This window comes from Corallococcus interemptor (genome assembly GCF_003668875.1).
Lineage (GTDB): Bacteria > Myxococcota > Myxococcia > Myxococcales > Myxococcaceae > Corallococcus > Corallococcus interemptor.
The window spans coordinates 1-17700 of the sequence record NZ_RAWM01000049.1 but is presented as its reverse complement, the minus strand read 5'-3'; the positions used below and the strand labels follow the sequence as shown (position 1 = coordinate 17700).

Sequence of the window (17700 nt, the reverse complement as noted above, 5' to 3'; positions counted from 1 at the left end):
GCCATGTCGTTGAACCGCGTCGCGGACGAGACCCTTCGCATCCTGGATCAGGGCACGTACGTGCCGCTGTCCGGGCGGGAGGTGTCCATTCGCGACGCGGTGGCGCGCGCGGTCGAGGGCACCGTGCTGGTGCGTCCCGGTGACTTCGACCGCCTGACGCGGCCCGCGCCGGTGCCGGGCTTCACCATCGAGGTGACGCCGGAGAAGACGGGCGACGCCGCGCGCCGGCTGGTGGAGCAGGAGGGCGAGGAGCGGGTGCTGGCGCTCAACTTCGCGTCGGCGACGAATCCGGGTGGAGGTTTCCTCACGGGCGCGAAGGCGCAGGAGGAGGACCTGGCGCGGTGCTCGGCGCTGTATCCGTGCCTGTTGAAGTGGCCGGAGTTCTACGACGTGAACCGCAAGCTGCGCTCGCCGCTGTACACGGATCACTTCCTCTACTCACCGGACGTGCCGTTCTTCCGCAACGAGCACTACGACCTCCTGGACCGGCCGTTCCACGTGTCCCTGCTGACGGCGCCCGCGCCCAACGCAAGGCAGCTGCCCGCCGGTGACCCGGAGGTCGCGCAGAAGCTGCGCGAGGTGCTGTTCGCCAGGACGCTCAAGGTGTTGCAGGTGGCGGCGCACCACGGGCACCGGACGATCCTCCTGGGGGCCTGGGGCTGCGGGGCGTTCCGCAACAACCCGCATGACGTGGCGGAGGCCTTCGCGCGAGGCCTGTCCACGATGGCGGGCGCGTTCAGCCGCGTGGTGTTCGCGGTGTACGAGCGCGGAGGGAAGGGGCCGAACCTGAGCACCTTCCGGGAGCGTTTCGGCTGAGAGGCTGTCTGGCTTTCGCGCGCGCGCCTGCTAGCCTTGCGCACATGCGATGGAGCTGGGTGGGGCTCGTGGCCGTGGTGCTCGCGTGCGCGGAGGCTCCGCGCCCGGTGCTGAAGCGATGGCCTGTCGAGGAGGTGCCAGTAGTCGTCCGCGTCGTGGATGCGGCGAACCAACCGGTTCCAGGCGTGTCCCTGGCGGCACGCCGCGCGGACTCCGGGTCGAACGTCGCCAGAGGGGGTACCACGGATGTGACGGGCACGGCGCGGCTCCAGGTGATGCCGGGCTGGTACGTCCTCCAGGCAGAGGCCCCTGGTTTCGTGAGCCTGATCCGCACGGATGCGCGCGTCCCTTTCGGCGCGGAGGCCCGCTGGGATGTGACGCTGGAGCGGGCGGCGGCATTCGTGGGGCGCGTGGTGGATCTGAAGGGGCAGCCTGTCGCGGGGGCCGTGATCCAGGTGACTCCCTCCACGGACGAGGACGTGTCACTGAGTGCCGAGAGCGATGACGAAGGACGCTTTCGCATCGACGGTGTGCCCGCCGGGGCCGTGAAGCTCCTCGCGGAGAAGGACGGATGGAGTCCCACGCGGCTGGAACTCCAGACGCCGCAGCCCGAATTGACGGTGGTGATGGGCGGGCTCGGCTCGCTGCGGATCCAGGTGCGCGGACCCGATGGCCGGCCCGTGTCCGCACGGGCCACCTCCATCTCCTCGGTGGAGGAGGAGCGGCGCCACTTCGAGCGGTTCCCGGAGCGGGCGGAAGAAGCCACTGTCTTCCAGAAGCTTCGCGCCGGGCGCTACCTCGTCTCTGGCGAATACGAGCCCGTGCCCGGCTGTGAATGGACCCGCACCATCGAGGTCCAGGTCCTTCCGGAGCAGCAGGCGGAAGCGACGGTGAGCTTCGAAGGCCTTCGAGACACGGGACCCTGGCGAGGACGGGCCGTGGACACCCACGGGAAGGCTTTCGATCACGGCGCGGTGATCGCGTGGATTCCAGGTGAGGATCCGGAGGCCGCGGGCCTGAGTGGCAAGTGCAAGAGCGTCGTGGGACCGGACGGCTCCTTCGCCATTCCGCACGTCTTCAAGCCTCTGGCCTTCCTGACCTGGGAAGAGAGGGAATACTCCCCGGGCCCAGAGGCGAGGGGCCCGTTCCATACGGGAACCGGCGAAGCGGTGGTGTTCCGCGACATCATTGGTGGTTTGAAAGGCCGCGTCGTACGTCCGGATGGACAGCCCGTGGGGTATTTCCAGGTCGACGGCCACTCAGCGAACAATCCGCAGGGGGAGTACGTGCAGTCCGTTCCGATGACCCATGTCTATCAATGGATCATCAACGTTGTTGGATTCGCTCCCGCCCTCGTGCGTGCGCAAGGGGAGGACGGAGAATTACGCCAGGCCCCGGACGCCTTGCTCGACGTGGGCCGCACGGTGCAGGGACGCCTCTTCGCGAGCGACGGCCGCACGGGCATGAAAGATCAACAGGTCGAACTCATGGAGGTGTTCGACCTGGAGGGACACGGTCCACGTCATCCGAGGACGACAAGGACTGACGCAGAGGGGCGTTTCCAATTCGAGCACGTGCCAGGCAGGCGTCAGTTCCTGCGCGTGGACGCGAAGAAGCACGGCACCGTGCTCCATGCGCTCGAACCCGATGAAGTGGCCGTGCGCTTGCGGCTCGTTTCCAGCGCGGAACTGCACGGCTCCATGACGGACGGCGCTCGGGTTCCGTTGGCGGCGGTGAGTGTGGACGTCCGTTGCGAAGGTGGGTTCCGGGCGTTCTCCGGAACGGACTGGTCGGGCCACTTCACCCTGAGGATTCCGGGAGACCGCGAGTGCATCGTGCATCCCGACGTGGGCCTCCTGAACGTCCGGGGTGTGCCCCATTCGCCTCCGGTGGCCTTTTCCCCCACGCGGCTCCGCCTCAAGCCCGGATCGGAGCACGCATGGGCGCCCACGCCTCGGCAAGGCCCTGCCGCTCTGAAGGTGAGCGTCGAGGCGTCTCGCGAGTTCGTCTCCGCGTTCCTGCTGCCAGGAGACGTTCCGTGGCCCCAGTCGCCCGAAGCCTTGGATGCGCTCATCAGGGCCGGTTTCCATTCGGAAGACGACGATGATGACCCCTCCATCCCCTCGTTCATGTTGGGAGCGGTCTTCCACTTCAGCCATCTTCCCCTGGGGCACTACACGCTCTTTATCCGGGAGCAGATGGCGGGGGCGGACGGGCTCCTGCGTGTGCCCGTGGAACTGACTCGGGCCGGCGTGCACGTCATCCAATCCGTGCGTCCCGCGCAGGGGGATGCAAAGCCTTACACGCGCTGAAGCTGCGCCTACGCGCCTTCCATTGGCAGCGTCACCACGAACGCGGCGCCACCCCCTGGCGCGTCCTCCACCCAGACGCGTCCGCCGTGGGCTTCCAATATCTGCTCCACGATGTACAGCCCCAGCCCCAGGCCTCCCGTGCGCGCGGAGCCCTGCACCTGGGCGAAGCGCTGGAAGATGCGCTCGCGTTCGGCCTTGGGGACTCCCGGGCCTCCGTCGCGCACGGTCAGCCGCAGCTGCCCGTCGTGACAGCGCAGCGCCACGTGCACCGGCGTGCCCTGGCCGTAGCGGAGCGCGTTGGAGATGAGGTTGCTCACCACCTGCTCCATCCGGAGCTTGTCGAACCGGCACGGCGCCGGCCCCTCCACGCGCGCGTCCAGCTCCACCCCGGCCTGCTTCGCCTCGTCACCGAAGCGCGCCACCAGGTCCTGCACCATCGGCGCCAGGTCTCCGCGCGCCAGCTCGAAGTCCAGCTTGCCCGTGCGGATGCGGCTGACGTCCAGCAGGTTGTCCAGGAGCGACGCCAGCCGCCTGAGCTGCCGGTCCGCCGCGTCCAGCCGGGCCTTCACCTTGTCCGATCCGACGGACTCCGGCTCCTTGCCCTCGGCCATGCGCCGCAGCAGGTCCACCTGCAGGCGCAGCGACGTGAGCGGCGTGCGCAGCTCGTGGCTGGCCACCGACAGGAAGTCGTCGCGCGTGCGCACCGCCTCCTGCAACGCCTCTTCCGTCTCCTTCAGCGCGGTGATGTCCAGGATGGCGCCACGCACCACCATCACCTTGCCGTTCGCGTCGCGGATGACGCGCGAGCGGCTGTTGAGCCAGTGCCAGGTGTTGTCCGGCCAGTGCGTGCGGAAGGTGGAGGAGTACGACAGCACGTCGTTGTGGAAGATGGCCGTCACCTGCGCTTCCACCGCGGGCCGGTCGTCCGGATGCAGCGACGCCAGGAACCGCTCGTGCGTCCACTCCTCCAACGGCTGCGGATAGCCGTAGAGCCGGTCATGGCCCTCGGAGCGGAACACCTGCCCGGTGACGAGGTTCGTCTCCCAGACCGCCATCTGCGCGGACTCGAGCGCCACCTGGAACCGCTCGCCCAGCTGGCGGAAGCGCTCCTCGGTGCGCGCGACCTCCGTCTCCGCGCGCTGCCGGCGCGTGATGTCCGTGGCCAGCACCCACATCTCACCGCCCACCGGCCGCACGGACAGCTCCAGCCAGACGCCCGACGGCAGCTCGGACAGGAACCGCGCCGGCTCGCGCGTGGTGAGCGCGTCCAGCAGCCGCTCGTGCAGCGTGGTGCCGGCCAGCATGGGCTGCGCCGCCCACGGCGTCAGGCCCTCGCAGGAGCCATACGGCAGGCCCAGCAGGGACGCGGCGCGGTGGTTGAGCTCATGGATGGTTCCCTGCGCGTCGAGCGCGAGGAACGCCTCGGCCATCATCTCCCGCAGGACCTGCAAACGGGTCTGCGCGGACATGCTGGCCTCGTCGGCCGGGACGGGCGGCTGGTTCGCGTCACCCGGCGTGCGCGTGGCAGCCGGGCCGGGTGCGGCCGCGTCGTCCTTGGACGCGTGGCGGGCGGGTTCGAACGGACCACCGGGGAGGGGACTCATCGGGTTGCACGCTCCCGCAGGGCCCCCGCGCTCGTCAAGCGAGCGCGCGGGTCATCCAAGGCCGTCTGTCAGTTCAGCGGATCCGTCAGGGGTTCAGGCATGACCCACAGCTCGGTGGGCCGGGCGTAGGCCTGGTTGAACGCGAAGAGGATGCCGTTCCACCGGTCCCAGAAGTCCGCCCAGCTGTACTCGCTCGGGGGGGAGGTGAGGGGATTGCCGTCGCGGTCCGGCTGGGCATACGCGTAATCCGCGTAGGTCCAGCGCACGGTGCCGAAGTCCGTCATCAGGAAGGGCGTCAGCGCCTGGAGCACGGCCGCGCGGGACACCTCGTCGGTGGGCGAGCCCGAGGGCGTGAAGACAGGCTGCGCCTGGTCACGCTGCTCACGCCACGCGACGAAGTTGGTGCCCATGGCGATGAGCGCGTCGCGCCGGGCGGGCGTGGGCGCGAGCCGGGCCTCCTCGTAGAGCGCGAACGCGGCGATGAGCAGGCTCTTCCAGTGCATGCCCGGGAAGAGGAGGTCCATGCGCGTGGGGCGCGGCGAGTCCTCCGCGTGCGCGACGGCCCAGGTGTAAGCCTGCTGCGCCTCCGTGTTGTAGGCGTCCACCAGGGTGAACTCGGTGAGCACGCGCGAGGGCGTGATGGGCCCGGTGGCGGCCGCGCGCCAGTCCAGGTACAGCCGCGCCGAACCGCCGATGTCGTTGAAGATGGCGAGGTTGCCCTCGTGGAGCGTGCGCTCCAGCGTGATGACGATGGCCTCCACCTTGTCGAGCGGCGTCACGCCCGGCGCGCTCCAGTACATCGCGCCCATGCGCGACGCGGTGGCCAGCAGCGTGCGCGTATCGCCGAGCGCCGCGACGTTGAGCGAGCTGGTCAGCACGCTGAGGGCCGTGGCCGCGTCGGTCGTCAGGCCCTGCGCGATGAGCTGGAGCGACAGGTCCTGCACCCGCAGCCGCACCACGCCGCCCAGTCCCAGCCGGTCCAGCGCGCCCGTCAGCGACACCGAGGGCTGAAGCCGCGCCGAGTTGATGAAGTGCCGGGCGAGCGCCGCGCTGTACATGCCCTTGCCACCGGCCTGGGACGCGTGCGGCGCGAAGGTGAACCAGTTGGGACGCGCGCTGCTGGTGCCACCGGGTTGCAGCGTGGGGTCGATGATGCCGCCCAGCTCATACGCGATGCCGATGTAGCCCAGCGTGATGGTGCGGTTGTCCTCCAGCGGCGTGGGCGCGGTCTGCGCGCGGGCGGAGGCGGAGGTCAGGAAGAGGAGCGCGCCGAACAGCGCGAGAACGGAGCGATGCACATCGGTGCGAGGAGGAATCGCCACGGTGGAGATCCTGGGTGGGGGGATGGTTGACCAAGCTAGGCAGTGGGAGCGCCGGTCCAAACCCCGGGCCCCGCCGTGGGAGTCCCGCAGCGTTGAGTGGATGACCCTTGAAGAGCGGTGACGCGTGAGGTCAGCCGGTTTTCCGGGGAGACCGGCGGCGGCGCAGGAGCTCCGTCACGGCGAGTCCCAGGCAGGTCGCCGCACAGAGCCAGACACCCGGCATCAAGCCCGGTGCGTGGTAGCGCAGCTCGACGCGGTGGGTGCCACGGGGCGTGGGCACGGCGCGCACCAACGCGTTCGCGGGGAGCAGGTGCGTGGGCGCACCGTCGAGGAGCGCCGTCCATCCGGGCTGCCACGCGTCGTTGATCAGCAGCACCGCATCCTCGGAAGGGTCCACCTGCACGATGAGGGATTCGGGCACGTCCTGTTCGACGCGGACGACGCCTTCCAGGGGTGCGTCACCCACGGAGGCGAGGCCAGGGACAGGCGCCCAGGGCCACGAGTCCCAACCCTCGCCGCACGAGCGCCGCGCGCGGCCCTTCTTCCGTCAGCGCGAGGAACAGCACGAACACGTTCGCGAACGCATAGGCCCACGTGTCTCCCGCCAGGAGCACGCCGGCCAGGCCCAGAGCGGCGACAGCGGCGCGGACAGGCGTGGCTTCACGCAGGAAGCGGACCGCGGCCCACAGGCAGAAGGGCAGGGTGGCGCCCGCCATCAGGTACGCGAGGCTGCTGGTGAGGCTCACCATGTAGCCGCTGAACGCGAACGCGACGCCCGCGAAGAACGCGCCGGCCCGGGGCACCGCGTACAGGCGCAGGAGCGCGTACGTACCCACGAGCGCGAGCGGCGGGCACGCCAGCACGGTGAGCTTCATCGCCGTGCCGGTGGACAGCACCAGCCCCAGCCACTGCGAGGGATGGAACGCGGCGGACAGCATCATTCCCGGGAAGGACTGCCCCAGGCCGTCGAAGGGGTACCAGCCCGGGAACCCGCCCGACGCCACGCGCCCCGCCCAGTAGCGGCGCAGCGGGGCGTAGACGAGCAGCATGTCCCGCCCGGTGAAGACCTGCGCGCTGAAGACGGCCCGGTAGAAGAACAGGCACGTCAGCCCGAGCGCGCCCCCCACGACGGCCCACGCCACGCGCGGACCCGGGGCGCGTGGCTCGGTGTGAGCAGGGGCTGTGGGGGGCTTCATCGGGGCGCGGATTGTTCACGGACCCCGGTGCCCCCGTCCAGCACGGGAGCACCGCCTGGCCTCACGCTCCCTTCGCGGGGGCGAAGTACGAGACGAACGGAGCGACGTCCCGGTAGCCCATGCGGCGGTAGACGGGCGCGCCGGCCTCGGTGGCGTGCAGCACCGTGCGCTCCAGCCCCCACGCCTGCTTCGCCTCCTCCAGCGCGCGCCGGAGCACCGTCTCCGCGGCGCTCTTGCGGCGGTGCTCCGCGAGCGTCGCCACGAGCGCGATGTAGACGATGCCATCCACGCGCAGCGCCACCGTGGACGTCGACGGCGCTCCGTCGTGGCAGCCGACGAAGGCCCGGCTCTCCGGGCCGTAGATGCCGGGGGCGGCCAGGGCCTCGCGTCCCAGCTCCTGGGGCGTGTCGTAGCTGGCGGCGTTCACGTCCGCGACGGCGTTGTAGCCCCAGGTGTCCCGCACCGGCCGCAGGTCGAGCGGCGGCAGGGGACGCACCGGCTCCACCAACCGGTCCGCCACCATGCCCGTCGTGGCCATGCCCGGCTTGAGCCCTCGCGAGGCGAACAGCGCGTCCGCCCGCTCGCGCAGCTCCGGCGCCAGCCACTCTGGCGTCAGCGTGAAGGCCCACCCGTGCGGCCCCTGGGCGTAGTAGCTCGCGGCCGAGTCCACCGCGCGCAGCAGCTCCGCCTCCGTCCGGGCGGGCCGGTTGAGGAACGACATGTTCATCAGCGACCACGTGACATGGCCCGCGGTGATGAACACGTCCGCCCGCTCCACGACCTCGCCGCGCGGCAGGCCCAGCGTCATGAGCCTCCAGGCTCCACGGAACTGCGCATGCGATTCGTCGATCTCGGCTCGGGACATGGGCGTGCCTCCAGACAGCTGGGTCAAGGAGTTGGATTCTCGGCAATCGCTGATGTCCGCGTCTACGTGCCACAGGGCAGGGGCCCTGCTAAAGCGAGGGCGCGACCCGGGTGCGAGGAGACGCCGCGATGAATCCGATGGAAGGGCAGCCCTGGCAGACGACGTGCCGGGTATGTGGCAGGCAGACCTGCCCGAAACCCGAGGCGGTGGCCGCCTGGATGCGGACGATGCTGGACCGCGTGCACGGCGCGCAGATGCGCGGCGCGGGGCAACGCGGGCTGCGCGAGGCCCTGGCCATGGAGGGCGTGCTGATCACCACCCACATGGAGGTGTGGTCGCGGGCGCTCGAAGGGGTTTGCCCGGACTGCATCGCGGAGGTGGCGCCGGAGACGGACGCGCGGCTCCAGGATCCGGAGGCGATGCACGAAGCGTCGCTCGCGCGCTGGCGCACCTCCGCGCCGGAGCTGGTCAGCGACGCGGTGGAGTCCGCGGTGGACGACACGCTCCAGGCCGCGCGCGAGGCCGCGGCCCGGAACAAGCCGGCGACGTGATCAGGCCCAGAGCTCCTGCTCCAGCGTGTCGAGCAGCGCCAGCGCCACCTCCGGCGTGGGCAGCCCGGCCTCCGTGACGAGCGCCGCGTCCACCGGCGCCGCGACCTCCGCGCGCAGCAGGGCCACCGCGCGCTTGCGGGCCTCGCGCAGCGCCTGCTGCTCCGGGGCGGACAGCCGCGAGCACACCCACCGGTCGATGTCCCACGACAGGCCCGCGTGCCGCGTCTCGTCCTCGGCGATGCGCACCATGGCCTCGCGCACCTCGGCGTCGCGCGCGTGCAGGGCCTGGTGGTGGGCCACCAGCGCGCCGTACGTCTCGCGCACGCAGCCCTCCACGGCGTTGTCGAGCGCCACCTCGGCCAGCGGACGCGGCGGCACGGCCGAGACGGCGGGCGGCGGAGGCGTGGCCCCGAAGCGCCGCGCGAGCCTGCCCGTCATCTCCGCGTGCAGGACCTCATCCATCGCGCTCGCGAGCGCCGCGTCCTGGAGGCCGGCCTCCGCGCCATGCAGGGCCAGCTCCTCGCGAAGCCGCAGGAACGCGTGGATGGACGCGGCCTCCAGGTGCGCCGTCCGGGCGAAGTGGTGTCCCAGCGCGTCCTCGCAAGCACCCGCGGTCACGCCCTCCAGGCCCACGGGCCGGCGGCCCACGGCGCAGGACCCGCTGCCGCGCTCCAGCACGTGATTCTCCAGCTCGCTGACCTCGCCGTCCCTGGACACCCGGAGGACGTGCTGCGTGAGATCGCTGCCCTCGCCGCACGCGAAGCCCTTCGTCCCCACGACGTTGAAGCTCCCGTCGAGGTTCCGCTTCACCGCGCCCTCTTCCAGCTTGCCGCAGCTCAGCGCATAGCCCGAGGCGTACGCCAGAAGCGCCGCGTCCTGGCTTGTCTCCACGCTGCCCAGCAGCTCCCGGAGATCCTGGAGTGACGACCAGGTCTTCACCTCGTCGCCGCGCGTCGTCGCCAGGAAGTAGCTCGTGCAGATGTCGAAGCAGGCGCCATGGAAGCCTTCGGCGGCGCGCGCCTCCTCCAGCGCGATCTGACACGCGGCCGGGTCGCTGGCGGTCGCGCATGGCTGGCCCGTGGAGCCACGCGTCTCGTAGAACACCGGGCCCTCGCGGCCGTAGCCCGTGATCTGACGCAGCTCGACGGAGTCCGGTGCCGGCTGGATGCTCAGGTCATCGATGGCGAGGACCCCCTGGGACGAGCACTCGATGGCCGAATAGCCGTTCAGGTTCGTGCTGCCGGTGCCGCAGCCCGCGAGCACCAGCGGCGTCGCGAGCGAGGTCCGCAGCGCGCGAGAGAAGAGAAGCTTCAGCCGGTTCGAGTTCATGGACGCCTGCTCCCGTGGGACGAGTTGCCCCGCGAAGACAGCAATGGCGATGCCAGCGCCGTGCGCCCTCTGGGAAGCGGCGTCCTCGGAGCAGGCCCACGTGCTCGGAAAACCGAGGCACCTTCAGAAACCTGAGGCGCCAGGAAGCGCTCACATCGGCTGCGACGTTCGGAACAAGGGCGCACCCAGCGCCGCGCCGTTGACGCCGCCGTCGACGAACAGATCCTGCCCACTCACGTACGATGCATCGTCGGAGGCGAGGAAGAGCACGGTCCTGGCGATCTCCTCCGGCTTGCCCATGCGTCCCATGGGGATGGTGGCGGACATGCCGCGCTCCATCTTCGCGAAGGCCTCCGGCGTGGGCGCGTTCTTCTCCCAGATGGGGGTGAGCGTCGCGCCCGGCGACACGACGTTGACCCGCACGGCCCTGGGCGCGAGCTCCGCGGCCAGCACGCTGGCCATCGCCTTCAGCGCGCCCTTGCTCGCGGCGTAGGCCGAGTACCCCGGCATGCCCAGCTCGCTGTGCACCGAGCTCGTGAGGATGACCGACGCGCCGGCCTTCAGGTGCGGCGCCGCGGCCTGCACCGTGAAGAACACGCCGGTGATGTTGGTCTGGAGCACGGACGCGAAGGCCTCGTGCGTCGTCTTCCCCACGTACGTCTGTGCCGCGATGCCCGCGTTCGCGAACACGACATCCAGCCCACCGAAGCGCTCCACCGTCGCCGCCACCGCGCGCTCCAGGGCCGCCGGATCCGTGGCGTCCGCCTGCACCGCCAGCACGTTCGCCCCCAGCTCCTTCACCGCCGCGTCCAGCGTCTCCCGGTTGCGCCCGGTGATGGCCACCCGAGCCCCCTCCGCCACGAACAGCCGCGCCGTCGCCAGCCCGATGCCGCTGTTGCCACCCGTGATCAGCGCCGTCTTTCCCTTGAGCCGCATCCGACTGCCTCCGGTTTGAATGGTTTCATGATGAAACCAATTGCCGGATGAATAAAGGCCCTGGTTTCGTTATGCAACCACTTGTGGAATGTCCCTCTGGAGGGAGGCGGTGATGAAGCGGACGAGCATGGAAGGGGCGGCGTGCCCGGTGGCCCGCTCGCTGGACGTCATCGGGGACTGGTGGTCGCTGCTCATCGTGCGCGATGCGCAGTACGGCCTGCGCCGCTTCGGCGAGTTCCAGAAGAGCCTGGGCGTGGCGAAGAACATCCTGGCCCAGCGGCTGAAGCACCTGGTGGACCACGGCATCCTCGACTTGCAGCCGGCGTCCGACGGCAGCGCCTGGCAGGAGTACGTGCTGACGGAGAAGGGGCGGAGCCTCTTTCCCATCCTGGTCGCGCTGGGCCAGTGGGGACAGGAGCACTGCTTCGAAGAGGGCGAGCCGCGCACGCGGGTGCTGGACGCGGTGCACGGGCAGCCGGTGAAGCCGCTGGAGGTGCGCGCGGCGGACGGCCGTTTGCTGACGGTCCGGGACGTGCGCCTGGAGCGGCCGGACACACAAGGCTAGCGCCACCCGGAGCCGGGCTGGTTAGGGTGTGCCCATGACGCGCCCTGCATCGGATTCGTGGTCACTGCCCTGGATGGGGCTGGGGCTGAGCAGCAACCTGAGCGCCTCGGACGTGCCGCATCCGTACCGGTTGCTCGACGCCTCGCCCGGCCTCTTCGACTTCGTGGAGTACAGCGCGCCCATCGCGCTGGAGGAGGCGAAGGCCCAGGCGACGCTCTTTCCGGAGATGTGGCGCCGGCGCCAGGAGGTGCCCGTCCTCTTCCACCCCGTGCACCTGAACCTGTGGGGCCCGGAGCTGGAGCCCGCGTCCGCGCTGAAGGAGCTGGACGCGCACGCGCGCGCGGTGGGCAGCCCGTGGGTGGGCAACGACGTGGGCTGGTGGCACGCGGGCGGCCAGCCCTTCCCGGGCTACCTCTACGTCACGCCGCCGTTCAACGACGCGGGCGTGCGGGACAGCGCGGCGCACGCGCTCCACATCCAGGCCGGCTTGAGCGTCCCGCTGGTGATTGAAAACCCCGCGGTGCTCGCCACGCGCGGCGGGATGCACGCGCTGGACTTCATGGCGAAGCTGCACGCGCGCACGGGCCTGCCGCTGCTGTTGGACCTGGGCCACCTCTTCAGCCATCAGCTCTCCGCGGGGCTGCCCCTGCGCGCGGGGCTGGAGGGCTTCCCGTTGGATCAGGTCGTGGAGATCCACATCGCGGGCGGTGTGGTGACGCGCAGGGCAGGGCGGACGTTCTACGTGGATGATCACACGCAGCCCGTGCGCGAGGAGCTGTTCGAGCTGCTGGCGGAGGTCCTCCCGCGCTGCCCGCGCCTGCGCGCCGTCACCTTCGAGGGAGACGGCCATCCGCCGGAGGTGGCGCTCGCGTCGCTGAGGAGACTGCGCGCACTGATCCCGAAGGAGAACCGGTCTCCAATCGAATACCCCGCGTCGCGCGAGCCCGTGCCCGCGCTCACCGGGGACAGCCGTCCGTGGTCGCTCTTCGACGCGGGCCACGGCGTCACGCCGGCCTCCGAGGACGAGGACCCCGAGGGCACGCGCGCGGACCGGGACTTCCGCCTGGCGGTGGTGGCGGAGCAGCTGGACAAGGACTGGCCCCTCACTCGCTTGTTGCTCGCGGCGACGCCGGAGGGGCTGGAGTCCTTCACCCGCTCGCGCGAGTACCGGGGCCTCTTCGACGGGCTGGGCAAGTCGCTGTCCCACGCCTTCGCGTCCTGGGCGCGCAAGCGCGTGATGGCCGCGCCTTCGGATGGAGTGGCCGCCGCGCTGTCCCTGGAGATGATGCTGCCGCACGCCTTCCTCCAGCCCCCCGTGGCCCCGGCTCCGGGGCAGGTCGCGCTGGCCGAGGACGTCCGCCTGGGCGCCTTCCCCGCGGACCTGACGGAGCTGGTGTTCGCCGCTCGGGCGTTGCGGCGGCACCTCACGGGCCGTGCGTGGGCCTGCGGGGCCCTGGAGGTCTCCGGGCTGGAGGCCCTGGCGCAGGTGGCGGCCCGGCCGGGTCCGGGGCCGTGGCGCTTCGCCATCCGCCGCAAGGGCACGGGCTTCGAGGTCCTGACCCTGCCTCCCGAGGTGGCCGGGGGGCTCCAGGGGCTCGCGGACGGTCCGCGCCCGGTGGAGTCCCTGCCTGCCTGGCTGCTCGCGGAAGGGCAGGTGCGTGGGCTCTTGCGGCGGGCATAAGCCAGGCCACATGTCGGCTGGTCAACGGACCCTTGCGCCCACCTGTCTGGTGGGGTACTGCCCGCCGCATGTCGTCACCCCTCGTCGTTGGCATCGCGGGCGGCACCGCGTCTGGAAAGACCACGGTGGCCCGCAAGGTGCGTGAGGCTCTCGCGGACTGCCGGGTCGCCTTCATTGATCAGGATTCGTACTACCGGGACCTGAAGGACATGTCCCTGGTGGACCGGCGGGAGGTGAACTTCGACCATCCCGACGCGTTCGACACGGAGCTGCTGGTCAACCACCTGCGCGCGCTCAAGCAGGGCCAGGCCATCCAGAAGCCCGTCTACGACTTCGTCACGTCCGGCCGTCAGCCGCACACGCACCGCGTGGACCCCGGGGACATCATCCTCATCGAGGGCATCCTCGTGCTGCACATGAAGGAAGTCCGCGAGCTGATGGACGTGAAGATCTACGTCGACGCGGATGATGACCTGCGCATCCTTCGCCGCCTCACCCGCGACATCAAGGACCGCGGCCGCGACTTCGACCACGTCGTGAGCCAGTACCTGCGCCACGTGCGCCCCATGCACATGGGCTTCGTGGAGCCGTCCAAGCACCACGCGGACATCATCATCCCGCACGGCGGCAACAACGACATCGCCATCGGGATGCTGGTGGGCGCGCTCCGGGCGCGGCTCGCCACGCAGCACCAGACGCAGCGCTAGCCGCGCAGCCAGCGCAGGAAGTCCTGCACCGGCCCCTTGAGCCGGTGCGCGTCCGACAGCAGGGTGCCGTGGTCCCCCGGCCCCTGCAGCTCCACGAACCGCGCCTGCACCCCCGCCGCCGTCAGCTGGTGGTAGGTGTCCCGCACGCGCCCCGCCGGAGCCAGCGCGTCCGTCGCGCCCGCGAGCAGCAGCACCCGCGCGCGGATCTTCGGGAACGTCTCCGTCAGGTCGCAGCCCGCGTACGCGGAGCAGAGCAGCGCCCACGCCACCGGGTCGAACGTGTCCGCGAACGACGCGGCCTCCGCCTCCAGCGCCGCCTGCGCCGCGGCGCTGTCCGGATACGCGGTGCTCAGGTGATCACGCCCGTAGAGCAGCTTGAGGTAGTCCATCCGCAGCCGCGCCAGCGTCCGGTTCGGCGCGCGCTCGCGCAGGGGCGGGGTGTCCTCGTTGTCGGGCGCCATGCGCAGCACCTGCGACGTGAGGCCCAGCTTTTCGCGCAGCCCCTCCGGCAGCGCCCGCGCCGCGCCCAGCACCACCACGCCGTCCGCCAGCTCCGGGAACAGCGCCGCCAGCCGCAGCGCCACCAGCCCGCCAAGGCCAATGCCCACCAGCGCCCGCACGCGCGTGAGCCCCAGGGCCTTGAGCAGCGCGGCCACGCCGCGAGACATGTCCAGCACGGTGAGCGGCGGCAGGGCCGTGCCCCACGGCGCGCCGGTGTGCGGATCCGGCGTCAGCGGCGACGTGGAGCCGAACGGGCTCCCCAGCAGGTTGGGCACGATGACCGGCGTCACGTCCGGATCCAGCGCCTTGCCCGGGCCAATGAGCTCGCGCCCCCAGCCCGAAGGTTGGAACGCACCGTTCACTTCCGTGCTCAACGCCTGGTGGGAATGGGACAGGTCGTGCAGCACCACCACCGCTTTGCCATCCGACGGTTTTCCGTAGGCCTGCCAGGCAATCTGGGGGCTCCCCAGCAGCTCTCCCTCCTCCAGCGGAAGGGGCACGGTGAACAGTTGGATTCCCTCGGCCTGGGGCACGATGATGGGGCTCATATCATTGCCTGCCCGTACGCACAGGAGCCTGTCGCTTGAAGCGCTACTTCGGAATCATCGTTGTCATCGCCCTGGTGATCACCGCCGCGGTGGCGAGTCACCGTACCGCCTCCGCGCGGGCCACGGAGGCGGAGCGGGACGCGGACTTCCGCCGCATCCAGTCCGTCTACCTGGAGCGCGTGGGGTGGATGCGCACCAACCCGGATGAGGCGTCCTACAAGGACGAGCTGAAGTCCTTCTTCAAGGGGTACTTCGACGACGTGGACGCGCACCTGGACCGCTTCCACGGCAACAAGAAGTTCGACAGCTACCTGGCGGAGCTGGAGCAGCGCGAGGCGTCCGGCGGCGAGAAGAAGGACAACCGCGCCACGGACCGCAAGGCCTTCTACGAGTACGCGCGCAAGCAGTTCGACGCCCTGCACGAGGGCCGCTACCGCCCCGTGCTGTCCGCCACGGACAAGGGCATGCGCCTGGATGTCGTCTCCAACGACGTCGTGATGGTGATGGGCAAGCCGCAGATCCGCCTGCAGCTGGTGCTCTGGGGCGCGCAGCGCGTGGAGAAGGACGAGGGCAAGGTGAAGAAGATGGTCACCAGCGCCGCGTTCGACACGGTGTGGAAGCTCACCGACGCGAAGGGCAAGCTGCTGGGTGAGATGCGCGGCGGCGACCCGTCGATGAAGATCGACTACCCCGAGCGCCTCATCGCCGAGTTCCCCCCGCAGATGGTGCTGGGCCACTACGACCTGGACCTGCTGCCCGCGGAGGTCGCGAAGCTGGAGATGACCATCAACGTCGCCTCGCACGCGGCGTCCGGTGGCAACGCCAACGCCACCTACACGTGGAAGCTGGACGTGCCGTCGGAGTGGAAGCTGGGCGCCAACGAGACGTGGGAAGGCGCCACGCAGGAGGAGCGGCCCGAGGAGGAGATCGACCCGGCCAAGGCCTCCGCGAAGAAGGGCGAGTAGCCCTTCGTTTCAGGTGAAGGGCGAGTAGCCCTTCTTCACTTCACCACGGCGAAGTGTGAACCCAGCCGGTACGCGGACAGCGTGCCGGCGTCGTCCAGGAAGTACAGGTTGAGGCGCACGTCGGCCTGGAGCGCGACGAGCCCCACCCCCGCGCTCACCTCCGCGAGCACCTGACCGCCGCGAGGATCCACCGCGCGCACCACCTCGCCCGCGATGAGCGTCACGTCGCGGGCGGTGCGCGCCGGCAGCGCGGTGATCAGCGGCTCTCCCGCCGCGCCCACGCGCCAGTCCACCTGACCGGACAGCGCCACGCGGGCGGCGGCCCCGGACGCGCTCGTCACCACCACCGCGCGAGGCATCGGCGCCAGCGCGTAGGGCCCGGGGCCCAGGTGCAGCGCGCGCTCCCAGACCTTGCGTCCGCGCGCGTCCAGGCACACCAGGAACCCGTCCTGGTCGCGCATCCCGGCCAGGAGCACCCGCTGGCCCACCGGCAGCGGCGTGGAGGGCAGGAGGAGGTCCGGCTCGAAGGTCCACTGCGCCTCGCCGGTGTGCGCGTCCGCCAGCAGCAGCGCGTGGTGCGAGCCGCGCCCCATGAGCGCCAGGAAGCGCCGGCCGCACGCCACCGGAGGCCCATGGAAGGGCAGCGGCGAGCGCAGCCGGTAGCGCACCTGGCCATCCTCCAGGTCCAGGCCGTACAGGTAGCCCGAGTCCGTGGAGAGCAGGGCCCGGTGCCCCTGCGTGGCCAGCCATCCGCGCTGCGTGCGCGGCGGGGCCAGGCGCCAGACCTCGCGGCCCGTGGCCTCCGCGAAGGCCACCGCCGTGCGGTCCTCCGACAGCGTCAACAGCAGCCCGTCCTGGCGCAGGAGCAGCGGCCCCAGCGGGATGCCGTCATGGTCGTGCAGCCACCGCGCGCCCGAACCCCGGCCGGTGAAGCCGTACACGCGCGTGCCGTCCGCCGCCACCGCGTGGCCATCCGCGGACGCCGCCACGCCCAGCGACGCGGCCCGGCGCCACAGGAGCGCGCCGTCCTTGCGCGAGAACGCACCGGCCAGCCCTGGCGCGCAGTACACCGGCCCGTGACGGCCCAGCAGCAGCCGCGCCTCCTCCGGCTCCTCCAGGCCGCGTTGTTCCCAGAGCTTCTCGAAGCGCAGACGCTTGAGCTTCCCGGGGACCTTCAGGGGACGGGACTCGCCTCGCACCGGCGGCGTCTTCCGCTCGCGTGCCTCGCCCTCCGCTTCGGGCGGCTTGTGGGCGCCTCGCAGGTGCGACAGCCCCTCGCGGCAGCGCTCCGCCAGCTCCACGAGGTACGGGTTGGAGACCTGCACCCGGTGCGCCTCCGCGAACGCCAGGCCCAGCGCCTCCCCCAGCTGGAAGAGGGCGGACAGGAGCGCCGCCGGCTCCAGCTCGAACCAGGCGCCGGTGGGCCCCAGCTTCGCCCGGCGTCCCGGCAGGTCCAGCGTCAACACGGGGCGCACGCCCGCGGGCTCGAACTCGAAGCGGGCCTCGCCCAGCTCCACGGCCCGCGCCAGCTCCACCGCCTGGCGGGACAACTCCAGCACCGTGAGGAACGGCGGCCCCGGCGCACGCCACGCCTGCGGACGTCCCGGCAGCGCCAGCCACACCTCGCCCGCGCCCAACAGCGGCGCCAGCGCCCCGGAGGTGCCCTTCGCCGGCGCCTCACGCGAGGCGGGGGAGATGTCCTTCAATTCGAAGCCGAACCCCGGCACGGAGACGGGTTCAATCCGCAGCGGGGTGGGGGGGGCGGGCTTTTCTTCCGCGTGCGGCTCGGCCTTGCCCAGGCC

The 17700-nt window shown here is 71.1% G+C and carries 16 protein-coding genes; 7 read left to right on the top strand and 9 right to left on the bottom strand.

Annotated elements, in window-relative coordinates; translation table 11 throughout:
- Positions 1-3 precede the first annotated feature (3 nt).
- Both D7X96_RS19225 and D7X96_RS19220 read left to right on the top strand, forming a co-directional pair.
- Positions 4-816 (top strand): TIGR02452 family protein, encoded by an 813-nt coding sequence (locus D7X96_RS19225; RefSeq protein WP_121723600.1) that lies wholly within the window; start codon positions 4-6, stop codon positions 814-816.
- 44 nt (positions 817-860) lie between these two features.
- Positions 861-3128, top strand: a complete 2268-nt coding sequence (locus D7X96_RS19220) for a carboxypeptidase-like regulatory domain-containing protein (protein ID WP_120551063.1) — start codon at positions 861-863, stop codon at positions 3126-3128.
- A gap of 8 nt (positions 3129-3136) precedes the next feature.
- Here the strand turns inward: D7X96_RS19220 and D7X96_RS19215 are convergent, their stop codons facing one another.
- The 5 genes from D7X96_RS19215 to D7X96_RS19195 form a co-directional block, all read right to left on the bottom strand.
- Positions 3137-4732 (bottom strand): sensor histidine kinase, encoded by a 1596-nt coding sequence (locus tag D7X96_RS19215; protein WP_244219651.1) that lies wholly within the window; start codon positions 4730-4732, stop codon positions 3137-3139.
- Positions 4733-4800: 68 nt separating this feature from the next.
- Complete coding sequence (locus D7X96_RS19210) at positions 4801-6048, bottom strand: hypothetical protein (protein WP_233609894.1); 1248 nt, start codon at positions 6046-6048, stop codon at positions 4801-4803.
- A 136-nt stretch (positions 6049-6184) separates the two neighbouring features.
- Positions 6185-6520 carry a YfhO family protein gene (locus tag D7X96_RS19205; protein ID WP_121770386.1) on the bottom strand — a complete coding sequence of 112 codons (336 nt, stop codon included), beginning with the start codon at positions 6518-6520 and terminating at the stop codon, positions 6185-6187.
- A complete protein-coding gene (locus D7X96_RS19200) occupies positions 6513-7196 on the bottom strand; it encodes a hypothetical protein (protein ID WP_120551066.1) in 684 nt (227 codons plus the stop codon). The genes D7X96_RS19205 and D7X96_RS19200 overlap by 8 nt, the downstream gene beginning before the upstream one ends.
- A 115-nt stretch (positions 7197-7311) precedes the next feature.
- Complete coding sequence (locus D7X96_RS19195; protein ID WP_120551067.1) at positions 7312-8115, bottom strand: GNAT family N-acetyltransferase; 804 nt, start codon at positions 8113-8115, stop codon at positions 7312-7314.
- A 128-nt stretch (positions 8116-8243) separates the two neighbouring features.
- Between D7X96_RS19195 and D7X96_RS19190 the strand changes: the two genes are divergently transcribed.
- The gene (locus D7X96_RS19190; RefSeq protein ID WP_147442882.1) at positions 8244-8666 is read left to right on the top strand and encodes a hypothetical protein; all 423 of its coding nucleotides are present in this window, start codon (positions 8244-8246) and stop codon (positions 8664-8666) included.
- Here the strand turns inward: D7X96_RS19190 and D7X96_RS19185 are convergent, their stop codons facing one another.
- Together D7X96_RS19185 and D7X96_RS19180 are read right to left on the bottom strand one after the other, a co-directional pair.
- Positions 8667-9995: a ferritin-like domain-containing protein gene (locus D7X96_RS19185; protein WP_121770385.1), complete on the bottom strand. Its 1329-nt coding sequence runs from the start codon at positions 9993-9995 to the stop codon at positions 8667-8669. It abuts the gene before it with no gap.
- A 150-nt stretch (positions 9996-10145) separates the two neighbouring features.
- A complete protein-coding gene (locus tag D7X96_RS19180; RefSeq protein WP_121770384.1) occupies positions 10146-10931 on the bottom strand; it encodes an SDR family NAD(P)-dependent oxidoreductase in 786 nt (261 codons plus the stop codon).
- 112 nt (positions 10932-11043) lie between these two features.
- Here D7X96_RS19180 and D7X96_RS19175 point away from each other — a divergent pair, with 112 nt between their 5' ends.
- From D7X96_RS19175 to udk, 3 genes are all read left to right on the top strand, one after another.
- On the top strand, positions 11044-11496 hold the full coding sequence (locus D7X96_RS19175) for a winged helix-turn-helix transcriptional regulator (RefSeq protein ID WP_199746992.1): 453 nt from the start codon (positions 11044-11046) through the stop codon (positions 11494-11496).
- Positions 11497-11530: 34 nt separating this feature from the next.
- Positions 11531-13177: an MbnB/TglH/ChrH family RiPP precursor modification enzyme gene (locus tag D7X96_RS19170; protein ID WP_120551072.1), complete on the top strand. Its 1647-nt coding sequence runs from the start codon at positions 11531-11533 to the stop codon at positions 13175-13177.
- Between the two features lie 68 nt (positions 13178-13245).
- Positions 13246-13884 carry a uridine kinase gene (udk, locus tag D7X96_RS19165; protein ID WP_120551073.1) on the top strand — a complete coding sequence of 213 codons (639 nt, stop codon included), beginning with the start codon at positions 13246-13248 and terminating at the stop codon, positions 13882-13884.
- On the opposite strand, the gene D7X96_RS19160 is transcribed toward udk, so the two are convergent.
- On the bottom strand, positions 13881-14933 hold the full coding sequence (locus tag D7X96_RS19160; protein ID WP_233609892.1) for an alpha/beta fold hydrolase: 1053 nt from the start codon (positions 14931-14933) through the stop codon (positions 13881-13883). The two genes, udk and D7X96_RS19160, sit on opposite strands and share 4 nt — an antisense overlap.
- A 35-nt stretch (positions 14934-14968) precedes the next feature.
- On the opposite strand from D7X96_RS19160, the gene D7X96_RS19155 reads away from it, so the two are divergent.
- Positions 14969-15898, top strand: a complete 930-nt coding sequence (locus D7X96_RS19155; RefSeq protein WP_199746993.1) for a hypothetical protein — start codon at positions 14969-14971, stop codon at positions 15896-15898.
- A gap of 35 nt (positions 15899-15933) precedes the next feature.
- On the opposite strand, the gene D7X96_RS19150 is transcribed toward D7X96_RS19155, so the two are convergent.
- Positions 15934-17700, bottom strand: a 1767-nt coding sequence (locus D7X96_RS19150) for an outer membrane protein assembly factor BamB family protein (RefSeq protein ID WP_370450132.1), incomplete at its 5' end; no start/stop codon positions are given.

Bases quoted from the DNA above. Each gene is read 5' to 3' on its own strand.
- D7X96_RS19225 (WP_121723600.1), top strand. From the start codon at position 4: ATGTCGTTGAACCGCGTCGCGGACGAGACCCTTCGCATCCTGGATCAG.
- D7X96_RS19220 (WP_120551063.1), top strand. From the start codon at position 861: ATGCGATGGAGCTGGGTGGGGCTCGTGGCCGTGGTGCTCGCGTGCGCG.
- D7X96_RS19215 (WP_244219651.1), bottom strand. From the start codon at position 4,732: ATGAGTCCCCTCCCCGGTGGTCCGTTCGAACCCGCCCGCCACGCGTCC.
- D7X96_RS19195 (WP_120551067.1), bottom strand. From the start codon at position 8,115: ATGTCCCGAGCCGAGATCGACGAATCGCATGCGCAGTTCCGTGGAGCC.
- D7X96_RS19190 (WP_147442882.1), top strand. From the start codon at position 8,244: ATGAATCCGATGGAAGGGCAGCCCTGGCAGACGACGTGCCGGGTATGT.
- D7X96_RS19185 (WP_121770385.1), bottom strand. From the start codon at position 9,995: ATGAACTCGAACCGGCTGAAGCTTCTCTTCTCTCGCGCGCTGCGGACC.
- D7X96_RS19180 (WP_121770384.1), bottom strand. From the start codon at position 10,931: ATGCGGCTCAAGGGAAAGACGGCGCTGATCACGGGTGGCAACAGCGGC.
- D7X96_RS19175 (WP_199746992.1), top strand. From the start codon at position 11,044: ATGAAGCGGACGAGCATGGAAGGGGCGGCGTGCCCGGTGGCCCGCTCG.
- D7X96_RS19170 (WP_120551072.1), top strand. From the start codon at position 11,531: ATGACGCGCCCTGCATCGGATTCGTGGTCACTGCCCTGGATGGGGCTG.
- udk (WP_120551073.1), top strand. From the start codon at position 13,246: ATGTCGTCACCCCTCGTCGTTGGCATCGCGGGCGGCACCGCGTCTGGA.
- D7X96_RS19160 (WP_233609892.1), bottom strand. From the start codon at position 14,933: ATGAGCCCCATCATCGTGCCCCAGGCCGAGGGAATCCAACTGTTCACC.